Here is a 16,891-nt window from a genome sequence, read left to right as displayed (position 1 = left end):
GGGACTCAGGCGGCAGTGGCCGTGCTGGGCAAGTCAAACTTAGAAGAGAACACAACCTATGCTTTTTTCCCGTAAGGCGGTTTCCAAGCGTCACTTGCTGCTGATCGCGGCCGGCTTCAGCACTGTGCTGACCGGCTGCGCCACGTCGCCGGCCTCCAAGGTCGCGTCGAGCACCAAGGTCGAGTACTACCCCAACTGCTACGAGCCGGTGCAGCACTTGCGCGCCACCGATTCGAACATGACCAAGTCGGTGGTGACCGGTGCGGCCATCGGCGCGGCCGGCGGTGCCCTGCTCGGCGCCCTGACCGGCGACAAGGAAAAACGTGGCCGTAACGCCGCCATCGGCGCAGCGGGCGGGGCCCTGGCCGGCGGCGCAGCGGGTTACTACACCGAGCGTCAGAAGCAGATCGCCGACGACAACCAGCGCATTGCCTCGTATGCGGCTGACGTGAACAAAAGCGCCTCCGACATCGACCGCAGCACCGCGTACGCCAGGGCGTCCCAGCAGTGCTACCAGAGCGCATTCACCAAGTTGGTGGCTGATCGCAAAGCCAAGACCGTCAACGACACCGAAGGCCGCAAGCGCCTGGCGGAAATCGTCTCGGGCCTGAAGGAATCCAATGACCTGATCGTGGCGGTCAACGGCAAAGCCGCCGAAGACCTGAACAACTACACCCAGGCCTACGAGAAAGACCTGCAGCAGGTTGGCGTACAGCGTGCCGACGTGGTCACCGTGGCCAAGGCCGATGTGACGCCCGTTGTGACGCCGGGCAAGAAGAAAGGCACCGGCACCAAGCCACCGAAAAAGCCACCGCTTCCAACCGTACCAACAGAAGCAGTGAGCACCGAGAAAACCTTCCAGACCGCCCAGACCAAGCAGGATGAAAGCAAGAAGGTCGCCAGCGCCGGTAAAGCGCAGATCGAAGGCACTTGCCGCGATCCGAACCTGGTCGACTGGGCTCCGGTGCCTTGCCCTAACGTTTAAGTAACATGCTGCTATAAGCGTCAAACGCCAGCCGATCTTCCGCTAATGCGCAAGATCGGTAGCGTTCTTTTTGCAATTGGTTAAACTGCTGCGGCCACTCAATAATTACACCGAGGCCGTGTGCATGAAATTTCGTCTTCTCCTGTGGGTGCTGGGCCTGATGATGGGCAAAGCCAGCCGCACCAATCCTGCCTTCCAGCAACAGCTGGGTGATAAAGACCTCGCGTTCCAGTTGCAGACCCTCGACGGCAAGGTTGCCCGTCACTTCATCGTCAAGGACCAGCGCATCACCAGTCGCTCGGGTGTCCACCCGGGGCCGGCGTTTGCCATTGCGTTCAAGGATGCGGCCTATGGCTTCGCCACAATGCAGGCGAAGAACAAGCAACTGGCGTTCATGACGGGGATTCAGGACAAGTCGATCCAGATCAAGGGCAACCCGGCGCTGGTGATCTGGTTCCAGGGGTTGACCAAGTATTTGAAGCCGAAGAAAAAGAAGTAGGCTTTCAGGTCTACCGAGTTGGATAGCTATCTGACAGGCGCCAGATTCAGCCCTGGCTGAACTGCGAGGCCAATTCGCGCAGCAGCACCTCGGCATCCAGCACCTTGGCCACGACTTCATCAGCCTTGTCACGGCTTAAACCCAAACGCTCGAGCAGTTCGTCCGGGATGGTCTCGTCCGGCCCGGACCCAATCCCCCGGCTGCGCAGCAGGCGCACGGCCAGGCACACCAGGTTCGGGTACTCGGCGTATTGCCCATCGTAGGTCGGGTCGTGCTGGAAGCGCAGGGCAGTGGACAGCTCGTCCGGCATGTCCCAGTAGCGCATCAGCCAGGCGCCGATCTGCTCGCGGCTGATGCCCAGCAAGTGTTGCTCCACATAGCTGTGGCACAGGTGCGGGTTGACCTCCAGGTGGCGGCAGATCAGCGAGAAGTGCGGTGGGAACACATGGGCCAGCAACAGATAACCGAAGTTGTGCAGCAGGCCGGCGAGGTAGGTCAGGCCGGCTTCCGGGCGCTGGGCGCGGGGCATGGCGCGGGTCAGGCCTTCGATCACGGCGGCGGTGTAGATGGACTGGTGCCAGTACGGTGTGGCCTGGTGCGGGTGGTCCTTGGGCAGGCTCAAGGTCTTGCCCAGGGCCAGGCCCAATGCGAGGTTGATCACCAGGTCAAAACCCAGCACGCGCACGATGGCGTCTTCCACCGAGCGGATCTTGCCCGGCGATGCGTAGTACGGCGATGCGGCCCAGCTCACCACCTGGGCGGCGAGGGCCGGGTCGGTTTCGACCACGCCGGTGATGTCGTCGATGGTGGCATTGGGGTCGACGCGCAGCTTGATGATCTTCTGGGCGGTGTCGGCCAGCGGTGGAATCTCGATGGTCGCTTCCAGGCGTTGCTGGATGCGGCGGGCGGTAAACGCCTGCATCGCCTGGGTGATTTCCTCACGGTCATCATTCGGGCGGTCGAGGTTCGGGCGGATGTTGCTCAGCGGTTCACCGAACTGGGCGGCGCTGGCCTTGGTGAGCATGGTCTTGAAGGCGTCGCTGGCGATTTCCAGCAGCAGCCCGGCTTCGCCCGAATGCACCAGCAGGCTCGGCTCGTTGAGCAGGCTGCCTTCGTACAGGCACGGCGAACTGGTGAGTGCCGGCAGGCCCGGCAGCAGGCTCAGGTCGTGCTTGCCCAGCATGCGCGCGACGCGATCCGGTGACACGGCCGTAAGGCGGCGCCCCGTGAGTTCGGTGAGGCGGTTGAGGTCCAGCAGCTGGTTCTGCGGGAACAGCACCATCAGGGCGCCCACCGCGTCTTCCAGCAAGACGGCCTGGACTTTTTGCGCAGGATTCAGGCCCGGATGTTCGGTGACTTCCGTGTAGCTGATGGCGAGTTTTGCGAGCAAAGCCCGAATGACCGGTGGGGCGGTCAGTGGGGCTGTGGCGTGGGCAACTTCTGACATGGCCTGATCCAATTTCTTACAGTCACCGAAGTATAACCAGCTTGATACACCTGTAGGTCGGATAAGTGCGTCACGCGTCACACTTGGCCGTATTGCTGCCCATGGCGCAGCCAGCGATCCAGCAGCGGGCTGACGTGATCCGGCCAGCGTTCCAGCAACGCCTGCGCTGCATCGCGCACGGCGGGCAACAGGTCGGCGTCGCGCATCAGGTCGGCGACCTTGAACTGCAGCAGGCCGGTCTGGCGGGTACCGAGCATTTCGCCGGGGCCGCGCAGTTCAAGGTCTTTTTCGGCGATGACAAAACCGTCGTTGGTCTCGCGCATGATGCCCAGGCGCTGACGGCCGATCTGCGACAACGGCGGGTGGTAGAGCAGCACGCAGTGGCTGGCGGCGCTGCCTCGGCCCACGCGGCCGCGCAATTGGTGCAATTGCGCCAGGCCCAGGCGCTCGGGGTTTTCGATGATCATCAGGCTGGCGTTGGGCACGTCCACGCCCACTTCAATCACGGTGGTAGCGACCAGCAGCTGCAGGTTACCGGCCTTGAATTCAGCCATCACCGCGGCCTTTTCCGCGGGCTTCATGCGCCCATGGATCAGCCCGACCTTGAGTTCCCCCAGGGCGCTGGTGAGGTCTTCATAGGTGGTCTCGGCGGCCTGGCAGGTCAGCTCCTCGGACTCTTCGATCAGTGTGCATACCCAGTACGCCTGGCGGCCTTCGGCACAGGCGCCGCGCACACGTTCGATCACTTCGACGCGCCGGGTGTCGGTGACCAGCACGGTGTTGACCGGTGTGCGGCCGGGGGGCAGTTCGTCGAGGATCGAAGTGTCGAGGTCGGCGTAGGCGCTCATGGCCAGGGTGCGCGGGATCGGGGTGGCGGTCATGATCAACTGGTGCGGGTTCATGCGCCCGCCCACGCCTTTCTGGCGCAGGGCCAGGCGCTGTTGCACGCCGAAGCGGTGCTGTTCGTCGATGATCACCAGGGCCAGGTTCTTGAACTGCACTTCGTCCTGGAACAGCGCATGGGTGCCCACCACCATCGGGGCGCCGGCTGCGATCTGTTCCAGCGCAGCCGCGCGCGTCTTGCCCTTGAGCTTGCCGGCCAGCCATGCGACTTCCAGGCCCAGGGGCTCGAGCCAGCGCTTGAACGTGATGAAGTGCTGCTCGGCGAGGATCTCGGTGGGTGCCATCAGCGCCACCTGGTAACCGGCTTCCAGGGCTTGCAGGGCGGCGAGGGCGGCGACCACGGTCTTGCCTGCGCCCACGTCGCCCTGGATCAGGCGCAGCATCGGCTCGTGCTGGCTGAGGTCGTAGGCGATTTCATTGCCCACGCGCTGCTGGGCACCGGTCGGCGCAAAGCCGAGGTTGGCCAGGTATTGCGCAGGCAGGCGCGTGGCCTTGGGCATGGCCGGCGCACGCAGGGAGCGCATGCTTTCGCGCAGGCGTTGCTGGGACAGTTGGTGAGTCAGCAGCTCTTCAAAGGCCAGGCGGTGCTGGGCCCAGTGATGACCGAGGGCCAGTTCGTCGACATCGGCGTCCGCAGGGGGGTGATGCAGGTAGCGGATCGCATCGGCCAGCGGCGCCAGTTGGTAGTCGCGGGCCAGTTCCAGGGGCAGCCAGTCGGGCAGGCTCTGCGGGCCAAGCATGCCCAGGGTCTGCATGCACAATTGGCGCAGGCGCTGTTGGGTCAGGCCTTCGGTGAGCGGGTAGATCGGCGTGAGGGTGGTGTCCACCGGCGGCGGTTCGTCACCGGTAATGGCGCGGTATTCCGGGTGGTAGATCTCCAGGCCCGAGGCACCGGGGCGCGCTTCGCCGTAGCAGCGCACGCGGGTGCCGCGCTTGAGGCCTTCCTTCTGTGCGTTACTGAAATGGTAGAAACGCAGGCTCAGGCCGCCGGTGCCGTCCTGCAGGCGCACCACCAGACTGCGGCGCTTGCCCATCACCACATCGGCGCCGCTGACGGTGCCTTCGACCACGGCATCCTGCCCAGGACGCAGTTGGCCGATGGGTACCACGCGAGTGCGGTCCTGATAGCGCAGGGGCAGGTGGAACAGCACGTCCTGAAGGTTTTCCAGGCCGACCTTGGCCAGCTTCTCGGCCATGGCCTCGCCGACACCCTTGAGTGCCGTCACCGACACCTGCGACAGCTCGGTCATACGTTTACTTAGCTCGCAGCAGGCGGCTTGGCCACCGAACACAGGCGGATCGAGTCGGCGAGGATCTCAATGGCTTTGGGCCGGGGGAAGCTGGCGCGCCAGGCAATCGCCACGGTACGGAACGGCACCGGTGGCGTGAGTGGACGCACTTCGATCACGCCGGGGGCGTAGTGATGGCTGTCCACTGCCGACAGCGGCAGGATCGAGATACCCAGGCCGGAAGCGACCATATGCCGGATGGTTTCCAGGGAGCTGGATTCCACGGTGGTGTGCTTGGCGCCGTCGTTGCCTTTGGTCAGGGTCGGGCAGGCTTCCAGCACCTGGTCGCGGAAGCAGTGGCCTTCGCCGAGCAACAGCAGGCTCTTGTCGTTGAGCAGGCCGGCGTCGATGGTGTCTTTTTGCGTCCACGGATGGGAGGCGGGCATCAGCACGTAGAACGGCTCGTCGTAGAGCGGCAGGGTCAACACATCCGCTTCGTTGAACGGCAAAGCGATGATGATCGCGTCCAGCTCGCCGTTGCGCAGTTTGTCGCGCAGCACGTGGGTGAAGTTTTCTTCGATATACAGCGGCATCTGCGGCGCGACGCGGTGCAGTTGCGGGATCAGGTGCGGGAACAGGTACGGGCCGACGGTATAGATGGCGCCGACTTTCAGCGGTGCGGTCAGCTGGTTCTTGCCGGCCTGGGCCAGTTCGCGAATGCTTTGCGCCTGTTCCAGCACCTTCTGGGCCTGGGCCACGATGCCTTCGCCCACTGGGGTGAGGCGCACGGCGCTTTTGCTGCGCTCGAAAATCAGCACACCGAGTTCGTCTTCAAGCTTTTTCACGCCCACCGACAGCGTCGGCTGGCTGACGTGGCAACGCTCGGCCGCGTGGCCAAAGTGTTGCTCTTGGGCGAGGGTAACGATGTAGCGTAATTCTGTAAGAGTCATAGCGGGCGTCCATGAGGTTGCGGGCCAAGCATACCGGCTGCAATCGATAGACGCACGTTATCAGAACTTTGCTGGGGATTGAGGGGGGAATGCGCGGGATTTTGCTGAGAGTGGCGAGGGGTGTCCCTCACCACCATCATTTTCAGCGACGACGTTTCTCGATGTTGTACACGAACGGTGCAACGATCTCGATGCTGCCGCCCTTGAGCATGTCGGCCGGCGGCTTGGGCAGCGGCTGGGCACGACGGATCATGTCCAGGGTGGCGCGGTCCAGGTCGGCGTTGCCGGAACGCCCCACCAACTCGTAGGACAGCACGTTACCGTCGCCATCCACCACGAACTTCAGGCGGTTCAGGCCTTCCTTGCCACGGGCCTGGGCACCTGGCGGGTACTTCTTGTACTTCTGCAAGTGTGCCAGCAGGGTGCCTTCCCAGGACGCTTTGGCGGCGATCTGTTGCGGCGACGGGCCAGGTACGGGCTGGGCCGATTTTTCAGCCGGTGCCTTGGTGGGCGGAGCGTCGCTCGGCGGGTCCTCGGAGGGTTTCTCCTTGGGCGGCTCGATCTTTTTCTCCACCGGCTTGGGCGGCTGCGGTTTAGGCTTGGGCTTGACCGGCTTGGGCACCTGGATCGTTGGCTTGGGCGCCTCGGCCAGTTTCGGCAGGGGCAGCTCTTCCACCGGTGCAGGCGGTTGCGGCGGCGTTACCACTTTCGGCGGCGCCGGCGGCGGCGGTGCAGGCATCGGAGCCAGGTCGATGACCATGGCTGCCGGCGGCAACTGCACCGTGCGCGGCGCTGACCAGTGGAGCGCGATGGCAATCGCGACGGCATGCACGCCCAGCACGACGGCGAGGCTGGTGCCATAACGCGTCAGTTTGTGGCGCGTCGTGATCATTTCTTGGCTGCCGTCTCAAGTCCGACCAGGCCTACCTTGAGGTAGCCGGCTGCCCGCAGGGCATCCATCACGCTCATCAGGTCACCGTAGTCCACGCCCTTGTCGGCCTGGAAGAAGATCGTCGTGTCCTTCTTGCCTTGGGTCTTGGCATCGAGCACCGGCCCCAGGGTTTCGGCCTTGACTTCTTCTTCGCCCAGGAACAGGCGTTGGTCCGCCTTGACGCTGAGGAAGATCGGTTTCTCCGGCCGCGGCGCCGGCTTGGCGCTGGAGGCGGGCAGGTCAACCTTGATGTCCACGGTGGCCAATGGAGCGGCCACCATGAAGATGATCAGCAGCACGAGCATCACGTCGATAAACGGCGTGACGTTGATTTCGTGGTTCTCGACGAGTTCGTCGTCGCCTTGATTCAAATGCAGGCCCATGGCCGATTACCCCACTTTCACCATGTGCGGTTGCGAGCTGCGCTCGGTAGGCAGGTGATCGAGGTCGCGGCTGACCAGCAGCAGGACTTCTGCCGACGCGTCCGATACCTGGGCCTTGTAGCCGGCAATCGAACGGGCGAAGACGTTGTAGATCACTACCGCAGGAATCGCGGCGACCAGGCCCAAGGCGGTTGCCAGCAGGGCTTCGGCGATGCCGGGGGCGACGACGGCGAGGTTGGTGGTCTGGGTTTTGGCGATGCCGATGAAGCTGTTCATGATGCCCCAGACGGTACCGAACAGGCCGACGAACGGCGCGGTGGAGCCGATGGTCGCCAGCACGCCGGTGCCGCTGCTCATGTTACGGCCGCAGGCTGCAACCAGGCGTTCCAGGCGGAACGCCACGCGCTCCTTGATGCCTTCTTTTTCACGGGTATTGGCCGACAGGCGCATTTCTTCCAGTGCGTCGTGCACCAGGGTGTTTGCCAGGGTGCCTTTCTTGGTCGCGCTTTCGCTGGCTTCCTTGAGGGTGGTGGCTTTCTTCAGGTGGACGATTTCAGTGCGCAGACGGCGCTTGGCACCCAGCAGCTCGAAGCCTTTGGCGATCCAGATGGTCCAGGTAATGATCGACGCGATGGCCAGGCCGATCATCACGGCTTTCACCACCACGTCAGCATTCTGGTACATGCCCCATGGCGACAGGTCGTGGGCCATGCCCAGGGTGTTGTCTTCTTCCAGCACGACACCGGTTTCGTCGGCGACGGCTGGGGTTGCAGCCTGGGCCGGGTCGGTGGCCGCGGTGGCCGCGGCGGGTGCGGTTGGAGCCGCAGCATTGTGCTCGGCGGCGGCCGGGGTAGCCGGGGCGGTGGCATCAGCGAATGCGGCGGTCGGCGCCAGCAGTACGCTGAACAGCATCGCAGCAATCGCACGCCAGGCGCGGGATGGGCTGTGAAGCTTGGTTGGCGAAGCGGGGGTTGTATTACGTGTCATGCTGGCCGGACCTGAGAGAAGAAAATGAGTGATCGTCCTTCCAGACCCAAAGGGGTCGAGGACAAATGGGCGGTTATTATTGCAAGTAATTCTTGTTAACAGAAGTAATACAGTAACTTTATTTGCCCTTTTTCTGGCCGCCGGTCTGCTGCGAGGGCTAATCTAGACCTTTAAGAACGGAGTTTTATGATGTCTGTGCCTTCTGTTGTGATTGCCGGATGTGGCGATGTGGGTAGTCGGCTGGCTAGCCAATTGCTGGCCTCGGAATGGGAGGTTCATGGCCTGCGGCGCGATATTTCGCGCCTGCCCGACGGGGTGATCGGCATTGCCGGCGACCTGTTCAACAAGGATTGCCCTGACACCTGGCCGATCGGCGGGGTGGATTACCTGGTGTACTGCGCCGCCGCCACCGACCACGATGAGGCCGGTTATCGCGCCGCTTACGTGCAAGGGTTGCAGCATGTGCTGGAGTGGCTGAAGGATTATGGCCAGGAGCCCAAGCACCTGCTGTTTGTGTCCAGCAGCAGCGTATACGGGCAGCAGAATGGCGAGTGGGTCGACGAAACCTCCGAAACCCAGGCCAAGGGTTATTCCGGGCAAGTCATGCTGGAGGCCGAGCAGGTGGCACTTAACAGTGGCATTCCTGCGAGCGTCGTGCGGTTGACCGGCATTTACGGGCCTGGTCGCGAATGGCTGCTGACCCAGGTGCGCCAGGGGTACCGTGTAGCGCTTGATCCACCTTTATATGGCAACCGTATACACGCCGATGATGCGGCGGGCTTGCTGGCATTTTTGCTACGCCACGTGGAGCAGGGCGGTTCGCTGGATAAGGTCTATATCGGCGTCGACGACGCACCGGCGCCCTTGGCCGAGGTGGTGGCCTGGCTGCGTGACTACCTGGGCGTCACTGAGTGGTCCGAGGACGCGAGTGTGCGGCGTGCGGGCAGCAAGCAATGCAGCAATGCCCGGATAAAGGCGCTGGGGTGGACGCCCACGTATGCGAGCTACCGCGAAGGGTACGCAGCCATTCTTAAAGGCTGAAATGCGGTTAAAGATGTGGGAGGGGTTAAGCCCCTCTCCCACATTTGGAGCTGGGTGATGACTGCTATTGTTTTTCAAGCAGCCATTGGCGCGGCCCGGGAGTGAACTGAGGCACTTCATCCGTTTGAGCGGTGTTGACCGCCTGGAAGATTTCCAGCTGCTTGCCCTTGCGCGTGAAGATCCACGGGTTGCCCACGCCGTTGAGTTGCAGCCACATGCTGTCGTAGCCGCCGCTCATGGAGGCACAGTCACCGGCCAGGCACAGCGAGTACCGATCAACATTGGGCAAACCGGCGACCTTGCCGTCAGGCTGGAACTGGACAGTGGCGCCGCTGCCGAAGCCGTCGGTGATCTTCCAGTCGCCGCCCATATAGGCTCCATACAGGGCGCGTTCGAAGTTGGCGCCCAGCGGCGCACCTTCCGGTGCAGGTTCCTTGGCGCGGGCGAAGAGCTGCTCGGGCTCGTTATCGTTGGCCACTTGCAGCAGTTGCTTGCCTTTGCGCTTGAGTTCAGTGGCGGAGCTGCCGTAGAAGTCGACGCTCCAGGCGCCGGACTGTTCGCCGAGCAACTTGCCTTCGGCGACTTCAAAACCGTTGTAGTAACGTGCCTGCGAAGCCTTGGGGTTAACCTCCCATTCGAGGTTCGGGCCATAGCTTTGCAGCGCTTCACGCAAAGGGCCGCCCTTGGCTGCCGCATCGATGGCGACCTGGTTGATCCAGGTGCCGCTCACATCCTGGTTGGCAGGGTTGCTGGCGCAGCCGCCGAGCAACAGGGCGAGCAACGAAGAGGCTACAAGCGCTTTGCGCATCATGAAATCCTTTTAAAACGAAGTCGGCGCAGCCTGTGGAGGCTGCGCCGGGTGTTTTACTCGATGACCAGAATTGCGTCCATCTCAACCTGCGCGCCCTTTGGCAGGGCGGCCACACCAATGGCGGCACGGGCTGGGTAAGGTTGTTCGAAGTACTTGCCCATGATCTCGTTGACCTTGGCGAAGTGGCTCAGGTCGGTGAGGAAGATGTTCAGCTTGACGATGTCCTTGAACGAGCCGCCGGCAGCTTCGGCCACGGACTTGAGGTTTTCGAAGACCTGTACGGTCTGGGCTTCGAAGCCTTCCACCAGTTCCATGGTCTTTGGGTCCAGCGGGATCTGGCCGGACATGTAGACGGTGTTGCCCGCCTTGATGGCCTGGGAGTAAGTGCCGATGGCGGCTGGGGCTTTATCGCTGGTGATTACGGTCTTGGTCATGAATGACTCCTTGTAATGGATGGGCTACGCACGCATGCGGGTGATGCGGATCACACCGGTCAAGGCGCGCAGTTTCTTGATCACGCGGGCCAGGTGCACGCGGTCATGCACGCTGACCACCAGCTGGACCACGCTGATGCGACCATCGCGCTCGTCCATGCTGATTTTCTCGATATTGCCGTCGGCCGCGTTGACGCTGCTGGCCAGCAGGGCGATCAGGCCGCGCTGGTGTTCCAGCTCCACGCGCAGCTCGACGTTGAATTCGCCGGTGACATCCTTGGCCCACGAGAGCTGGATGCACTTCTCCGGGTTGTGGCGGATCTCGGTGATGTTGCGGCAGTTGTCGAGGTGAACGACCATGCCCTTGCCGGCCGACAGGTGGCCGACAATCGGGTCGCCAGGGATCGGCGTGCAGCATTTGGCATAGCTGAGCACCAGGCCCTCGGTGCCGCGAATCGCCAGCGGGCCTTCCGGGCTTGGCAGTTGTTCGCCTTCACCCAGCAGGCGGCGGGCGACCACGTAGGCCATGCGGTTGCCCAGGCCGATATCTTCCAGCAGGTCCTCGATGGTTTCCTGGCGATACTCGTGGAGCATCGCTTGCACGCGCTCCTGCGCAATCTTGTCCAAGGCGCTGTCGAAGCCGTTGAGCACTTTGTTCAGCAGGCGCTCGCCCAGGCTGATGGATTCGGAGCGGCGCTGCAGTTTCAGCGCGTGGCGGATGTGCGTGCGCGCCTTGCCGGTGACCACAAAGTTCAGCCACGCCGGGTTCGGGCGCGCGCCCGGTGCGCTGACGATCTCCACAGTGGAGCCGCTTTGCAGCGGTTCCGACAGCGGAGCCAGGCGCCGGTTGATCCGGCAGGCAATGCAGCTGTTGCCGACATCGGTGTGCACCGCGTAGGCAAAGTCGACCGCAGTGGAGCCTTTGGGCAGCTCCATGATCCGGCCTTTGGGCGTGAACACGTAGACCTCGTCCGGGAACAGGTCGATCTTCACGCTTTCGATAAATTCCAGGGAGTTGCCGGCACGTTGCTGCATTTCCAGCACGCCCTTGACCCACTGGCGGGCACGGGCATGGGTGCCTTTGGGCTGCTCGTCGCCGCTGGATTTGTACAGCCAATGGGCGGCGATGCCGTTGTTGGCCATCTCTTCCATTTCCCGGGTGCGGATCTGGATCTCGATCGGCACCCCGTGCATACCGAACAGCGTGGTATGCAGCGATTGATAGCCGTTGGCCTTGGGAATGGCAATGTAGTCCTTGAAGCGCCCCGGCAGGGGTTTGTACAGATTATGTACAGCGCCCAGCACGCGGTAGCAGGTATCGACCTTGTCCACGATGATGCGGAACGCGTACACGTCCATGATCTCGTTGAAGGCCCGGCGCTTGCCGCGCATCTTCTTGTAGATGCCGTAGATGTGCTTCTGCCGGCCGCTGACCTCGCCCTCGATCTCGTCGATCGCCAGGCAATGGCTCAGGGATTCTTCGATCTTGTTGACGATTTCCTTGCGATTGCCCCGGGCGCGCTTGACGGCCTGGTAGATGCGCGCCGAACGCATCGGGTGCATGGCCTTGAAGCCGAGGTCTTCGAACTCGATACGAATGGCGTGCATGCCCAGCCGGTTGGCGATGGGCGCGTAGATTTCCAGGGTTTCCTTGGCGATGCGCCGGCGTTTTTCGCCGGACAGCACTTCCAGCGTGCGCATGTTGTGCAGCCGGTCGGCCAGCTTGACCAGGATCACCCGGATGTCCCGGGCCATGGCCATGGCCATTTTCTGGAAGTTTTCCGCCTGGGCTTCGGCCTTGGTCTCGAAGTTCATCTGGGTCAGTTTGCTGACCCCGTCGACCAGTTCGGCCACGGTTTCGCCAAATTGCGCACTGAGCGCTTCCTTGGCAATGCCGGTGTCTTCGATCACGTCATGCAGCATAGCGGCCATCAGGCTCTGATGGTCCATGTGCATGTCGGCCAGGATATTTGCCACCGCAAGGGGGTGGGTGACATACGCCTCACCGCTTCGGCGGCGTTGGCCGTCGTGGGCTTGTTCGGCGTAGAAATACGCTCGGCGGACCAGGTTGACCTGGTCTGGGCCGAGGTAGGCCGATAAGCGATCGGCGAGGGCGTCTATGCTCGGCAAAGTGTGAACTCCTGCCGAAGGCTGTGACCCCGCGCCGTGCTACGTCGACCAGGCATAGGCTTAGACGGCCTCGTTGGACTCGTCCTCGAACGCTGCAAACAGCGGTTCGTCTTCAACGATTTCAGCGTTGGCGATGAACTCGTAGCTCATCAGGCCTTCAGCGATTTCACGCAGGGCTACAACGGTAGGCTTGTCGTTTTCCCACTGGACCAGAGGCTCTTTGCCGCCAGTGGCCAGTTGACGGGCACGCTTGGTAGAGAGCATGACCAGCTCAAAGCGGTTATCCACGTGTTCTAGGCAGTCTTCAACGGTTACGCGGGCCATGGTATTCCTCGGAGCGAATGCAAGATGCGCGCTGCCCGGTTGGGCGAGCGGACTGAGCAGTTTAAAAAATCACCAGCGTTTAGGGAAGCGCTGATTTTTCGCAGGTCCTCGCAAAACCGCTGCAAGCGCCAATGTAAAGCCCTTGCAGCGGTTTTGGGAAGAGCCAATCAGCCGAGCAGTTCGGCGAGTAATTTGCCGAAACGCTGCTGTTGACGCTTTTGCTGGAGCTGATTGGTGCGGAAAATCGCCTTCAGGTCATCCAGGGCGTGGGAAAAATCGTCGTTGATGATCAGGTAGTCGTAGTCGACATAGTGGCTCATTTCGCTGACGGCTTCACGCATGCGGCTTTCGATGATTTCGTCGCTGTCCTGGCCGCGGTTCGTCAGGCGCTGGTGCAAGGCTTCGAGCGACGGCGGCAGGATGAAGATCGAGCGTGCCTTGGGCATCAGCTGGCGCACTTGCTCGGCGCCCTGCCAGTCGATTTCCAGGATCAGGTCGTGGCCTTCGTCCAGGGTCTGCTGCAGGTGGCTCTGCGAGGTGCCGTAGAGGTTGCCGAACACCTCGGCGCGCTCCAGGAAGTCGCCATGCTCGATCATCTTGACGAACTCGGTGCGCTCGACGAAGTGATAGTGCACGCCGTTCACCTCGCCCGGGCGCATGGCACGGGTGGTGTGGGAGACCGAGATGCGAATCTGCTCGTCAGCGTCGGTCAGGGCCTTGACCAGGCTGCTCTTGCCCGCGCCCGAAGGCGCGGAAATGATGTAAAGGGTGCCGGTGCTATGGGTCATGGAGGGTGCCTTACTCAATATTCTGTACTTGTTCGCGCATCTGCTCGATCAACACCTTGAGGTTGACCGCCGCTGTGGTGCTGCGCGGATCGAAAGCCTTGGAGCCCAGTGTATTGGCTTCGCGGTTGAGTTCCTGCATCAGGAAGTCCAGGCGCCGACCAGCGGCGCCGCCGGACTTGAGCACGCGGCGCACTTCGAGGATGTGGGTGCTCAGGCGATCCAGTTCTTCGGCGACGTCGCTCTTCTGCGCGAGCAGCACCATTTCCTGCTCCAGGCGCACGGGGTCGAGGTCGGCCTTCATGTCGGTGAAGCGGTCGAGGACCTTCTGGCGTTGGGTGGCGAGCATCTGCGGTACCAGCTCGCGCAAGGTGACCACGTCTGCTTCGATTGACGTCAGGCGCTCGTTGATCAGTCGGGCCAGTTCGGCGCCTTCGCGCTCGCGGCCAGCCTTGAGTTCCTTCAATCCCTGAGTGAACAGGGCGAGGGCTTCGGCATTGAGGGCTTGCGGATCGGAGGCGTCGGCCACCAGCACGCCGGGCCAGGCCAACACTTCCAGAGGGTTCAGTGCGGCGGGCTGCTTGATCAGGCCGGCGACGGTTTCGGCCGCCGCGACCAGTTGCGCAGCGCGCTCGCGGTCTACCTGCAGCGGCTTGCCGGTGGTTTCTTCGGTAAAACGCAGGGTGCATTCCAGCTTGCCGCGGGAGATGCCCTGGCGCAGTGCCTCACGCACGGCGCCTTCAAGGTCGCGGAAGGATTCCGGCAGGCGCAGGTGCGGCTCCAGGTAGCGGCTGTTGACCGAGCGCAGTTCCCAGCTCAGGGTACCTTGGGCGCCGGCTTTTTCGACGCGGGCGAAGGCGGTCATGCTGTGCACCATGGAGGTACCTCGCGATGCAGTCCCGCGAAAGCGGGCTGATGGGTAAATTGAAGCCGACAGGCTGCGAAGGCGCGGGATTGTAGCGCAGTGGGGCGGGCGCGCCCAAACCCTGAGCATTCGTAACCAGATTTTTAGCAGTGCCCCGAATCGGCTCGCGGCTCTATAATGGCCGGCAGTTTTTCGTCCTCAGTACAGGTATCCCCTATGAAACGTCCAAGTGGTCGCGTTGCCGATCAGCTCCGCTCGATCCGCATCACCCGCAACTACACCAAACACGCCGAGGGATCCGTACTGGTCGAGTTTGGCGATACCAAGGTTATCTGCACCGTCAGCGTTGAAAATGGCGTGCCGCGCTTCCTCAAGGGCCAGGGCCAGGGTTGGTTGACCGCCGAATACGGCATGCTGCCGCGCGCTACCGGCGAGCGTAACCAGCGTGAAGCCAGCCGTGGCAAGCAAGGCGGCCGCACCCTGGAAATCCAGCGCCTGATCGGGCGCTCCCTGCGTGCGGCCCTGGATATGTCCAAGCTGGGCGACGTTACCCTCTACGTCGACTGCGACGTGATCCAGGCCGATGGCGGTACGCGCACCGCGTCCATCACTGGCGCCATGGTGGCGCTGGTCGACGCGCTTAAAGTCATCAAGAAGCGTGGCGGCCTGAAAGGCGGCGACCCACTGAAGCAGATGATCGCCGCCGTATCGGTGGGCATGTACCAGGGCGAGCCGGTGCTGGACCTGGATTACCTGGAAGACTCGGCTGCCGAGACCGACCTGAACGTAGTGATGACCAGCACCGGTGGTTTCATCGAAGTGCAGGGCACCGCCGAAGGTGCGCCATTCCAGCCGGCCGAGCTGAACGCCATGCTGGCCCTGGCCCAGAAGGGCATGACTGAGATCTTCGAACTGCAGAACGCCGCACTGGCTGACTGAGTACGCCTCAAGGAGAAGCGCCATGAATGACAGCCAAATGCCGGTGCCTACGCCTTCCTACGAGGTGCGTCAGGGCGCAATGTTATGCCATCTTGCGGCGTTCCTGGGGTTTGTATTCCCCTTCGGCAGCGTCGTGGGGCCGCTGATCCTGTGGCAGATGAAAAAAGAAGTGGATCCGTTCATTGATGACCAGGGCAAGGAGGCACTGAATTTCCAGATCACCGTAGCCATCGCCTGGGTCATTTGCATCGTGCTGGCCTTCGCGGTCATTGGGTTTTTCCTGATGACGGCCTTGGTTATCGCAAGCGTGGTGCTGACGATCATCGGCGCAATCAAAGCCAACAAAGGGATCGCCTATCGCTACCCCTTGACCTGGCGCCTGGTCAAATAATCGACACCCACAAAAAAACCGACAGCGATGTCGGTTTTTTTGTGCCTGGATAAAGACCCTAGATGGTCAGTGTCCAGTCGTAGTCCACGATCAGCGGCGCGTGCTGCGAGAAGCGCGGCTGGCGTGGCAGGCGTGCACTGCGAACGAACCGGCGCAGACCCGGGGTCAGCAACTGGTAGTCGAAGCGCCAGCCCAGGTTGAGCATCTCAGCCTGTTCATTGTCTGGCCACCAGCTGTACTGGTCGCCTTCGCGGCTGACTTCGCGCAGCGCATCCACATAGCCCATGTTGCCGACAATCTCGTCCATCCAGGCCCGTTCCGGCGCCAGGAAGCCCGGGGATTGCTGGCTGTCACGCCAGTTTTTGATATCCAGCTTCTGTTGCGCCACGTACAGCGAGCCACAGTAAATGTACTCGCGACGTTTGCGTCGCTGTTTATCCAGGTAACGGGCGAAATCGTCCATTAGCTTGAACTTCTGGTTCAAGTCTTCATCGCCGTTCTGCCCCGAAGGAAGCAGCAAGGTCGCGATGCTGACCTTGTCGAAATCGGCTTGCAGGTAGCGCCCGTAGCGGTCGGCTGTCTCGAAGCCGAGGCCGCTGATGACCGCCTTGGGTTGCAACCGCGAGTACAAAGCCACGCCACCTTGGGTGGGCACTTCGGCATCGCAGGCATAAAGGAAGTAGCCATCCAGTTGGAAGGCTGGGTCGTCCAGTTCAAAGGCGGAGGCGCGGGTGTCCTGCAGGCAGATGACGTCGGCATTCTGAGCTTGCAGCCAACTGAGCAAACCACGCTCGACTGCAGCCTGAATACCATTAACGTTCACACTGATGATCCGCATAAATGGCCCCAAAAATCGC

At 62.3% G+C, this 16,891-nt stretch carries 18 protein-coding genes; 5 read left to right on the top strand and 13 right to left on the bottom strand.

Going from position 1 to position 16,891, the window contains the following annotated elements; all coding sequences use genetic code 11:
* Positions 1-58: 58 nt before the first annotated feature.
* Both tagQ and J3D60_RS20660 read left to right on the top strand, forming a co-directional pair.
* A complete protein-coding gene (tagQ, locus tag J3D60_RS20665) occupies positions 59-985 on the top strand; it encodes a type VI secretion system-associated lipoprotein TagQ (RefSeq protein WP_027608277.1) in 927 nt (308 codons plus the stop codon).
* A gap of 124 nt (positions 986-1,109) precedes the next feature.
* The gene (locus tag J3D60_RS20660; protein ID WP_253492632.1) at positions 1,110-1,484 is read left to right on the top strand and encodes a helicase; all 375 of its coding nucleotides are present in this window, start codon (positions 1,110-1,112) and stop codon (positions 1,482-1,484) included.
* Positions 1,485-1,530: 46 nt separating this feature from the next.
* Here the strand turns inward: J3D60_RS20660 and J3D60_RS20655 are convergent, their stop codons facing one another.
* The 6 genes from J3D60_RS20655 to exbB all read right to left on the bottom strand — a co-directional run bounded on the left by J3D60_RS20655 (position 1,531) and on the right by exbB (position 8,314).
* Entirely contained in the window at positions 1,531-2,931 is a 1,401-nt protein-coding gene (locus J3D60_RS20655; protein WP_253492630.1) for an aminoacyl-tRNA deacylase and HDOD domain-containing protein, read from the bottom strand.
* A gap of 77 nt (positions 2,932-3,008) precedes the next feature.
* Entirely contained in the window at positions 3,009-5,084 is a 2,076-nt protein-coding gene (gene recG / locus J3D60_RS20650) for an ATP-dependent DNA helicase RecG (RefSeq protein WP_027608279.1), read from the bottom strand.
* An 8-nt stretch (positions 5,085-5,092) separates the two neighbouring features.
* Entirely contained in the window at positions 5,093-6,013 is a 921-nt protein-coding gene (locus J3D60_RS20645; RefSeq protein WP_015886540.1) for a hydrogen peroxide-inducible genes activator, read from the bottom strand.
* A gap of 142 nt (positions 6,014-6,155) precedes the next feature.
* Positions 6,156-6,905, bottom strand: a complete 750-nt coding sequence (locus tag J3D60_RS20640) for an energy transducer TonB (RefSeq protein WP_027608280.1) — start codon at positions 6,903-6,905, stop codon at positions 6,156-6,158.
* Positions 6,902-7,327, bottom strand: a complete 426-nt coding sequence (gene exbD, locus J3D60_RS20635; protein ID WP_003195519.1) for a TonB system transport protein ExbD — start codon at positions 7,325-7,327, stop codon at positions 6,902-6,904. Before exbD ends, J3D60_RS20640 begins: the two co-directional genes overlap by 4 nt.
* 6 nt (positions 7,328-7,333) lie before the next feature.
* Positions 7,334-8,314 (bottom strand): tonB-system energizer ExbB, encoded by a 981-nt coding sequence (gene exbB / locus J3D60_RS20630; RefSeq protein ID WP_253492626.1) that lies wholly within the window; start codon positions 8,312-8,314, stop codon positions 7,334-7,336.
* Positions 8,315-8,503: 189 nt separating this feature from the next.
* Between exbB and J3D60_RS20625 the strand changes: the two genes are divergently transcribed.
* Entirely contained in the window at positions 8,504-9,355 is an 852-nt protein-coding gene (locus tag J3D60_RS20625) for an SDR family oxidoreductase (RefSeq protein ID WP_065937987.1), read from the top strand.
* Between the two features lie 64 nt (positions 9,356-9,419).
* Here J3D60_RS20625 and J3D60_RS20620 read toward each other — a convergent pair whose 3' ends face one another.
* From J3D60_RS20620 to J3D60_RS20595, 6 genes are all read right to left on the bottom strand, one after another.
* Positions 9,420-10,163, bottom strand: a complete 744-nt coding sequence (locus J3D60_RS20620; protein ID WP_253492624.1) for a hypothetical protein — start codon at positions 10,161-10,163, stop codon at positions 9,420-9,422.
* Between the two features lie 56 nt (positions 10,164-10,219).
* The gene (locus J3D60_RS20615; RefSeq protein WP_003176922.1) at positions 10,220-10,600 is read right to left on the bottom strand and encodes a RidA family protein; all 381 of its coding nucleotides are present in this window, start codon (positions 10,598-10,600) and stop codon (positions 10,220-10,222) included.
* Between the two features lie 24 nt (positions 10,601-10,624).
* A complete protein-coding gene (gene spoT, locus J3D60_RS20610; protein ID WP_005792489.1) occupies positions 10,625-12,730 on the bottom strand; it encodes a bifunctional GTP diphosphokinase/guanosine-3',5'-bis pyrophosphate 3'-pyrophosphohydrolase in 2,106 nt (701 codons plus the stop codon).
* Positions 12,731-12,790: 60 nt separating this feature from the next.
* Complete coding sequence (gene rpoZ / locus J3D60_RS20605) at positions 12,791-13,054, bottom strand: DNA-directed RNA polymerase subunit omega (protein ID WP_003176920.1); 264 nt, start codon at positions 13,052-13,054, stop codon at positions 12,791-12,793.
* Between the two features lie 167 nt (positions 13,055-13,221).
* The gene (gene gmk, locus J3D60_RS20600) at positions 13,222-13,842 is read right to left on the bottom strand and encodes a guanylate kinase (RefSeq protein WP_065937989.1); all 621 of its coding nucleotides are present in this window, start codon (positions 13,840-13,842) and stop codon (positions 13,222-13,224) included.
* A gap of 10 nt (positions 13,843-13,852) precedes the next feature.
* Positions 13,853-14,716, bottom strand: coding sequence for a YicC/YloC family endoribonuclease (locus J3D60_RS20595; RefSeq protein ID WP_065926714.1), 864 nt, complete (start codon positions 14,714-14,716; stop codon positions 13,853-13,855).
* Positions 14,717-14,920: 204 nt separating this feature from the next.
* Between J3D60_RS20595 and rph the strand changes: the two genes are divergently transcribed.
* Both rph and J3D60_RS20585 read left to right on the top strand, forming a co-directional pair.
* Entirely contained in the window at positions 14,921-15,643 is a 723-nt protein-coding gene (rph, locus tag J3D60_RS20590) for a ribonuclease PH (RefSeq protein WP_017735760.1), read from the top strand.
* 22 nt (positions 15,644-15,665) lie between these two features.
* A complete protein-coding gene (locus J3D60_RS20585) occupies positions 15,666-16,034 on the top strand; it encodes a DUF4870 domain-containing protein (RefSeq protein ID WP_065937991.1) in 369 nt (122 codons plus the stop codon).
* Between the two features lie 58 nt (positions 16,035-16,092).
* On the opposite strand, the gene J3D60_RS20580 is transcribed toward J3D60_RS20585, so the two are convergent.
* Entirely contained in the window at positions 16,093-16,872 is a 780-nt protein-coding gene (locus J3D60_RS20580) for an exodeoxyribonuclease III (protein ID WP_003195493.1), read from the bottom strand.
* Between the last annotated feature and the right edge of the window lie 19 nt (positions 16,873-16,891).

It is taken from the genome of Pseudomonas sp. S3E17, assembly GCF_024168685.1.
Lineage (GTDB): Bacteria > Pseudomonadota > Gammaproteobacteria > Pseudomonadales > Pseudomonadaceae > Aquipseudomonas > Aquipseudomonas marginalis.
Note: the sequence above shows the minus strand (reverse complement) of the source record. Positions and strands in the feature narration are given on the sequence as shown.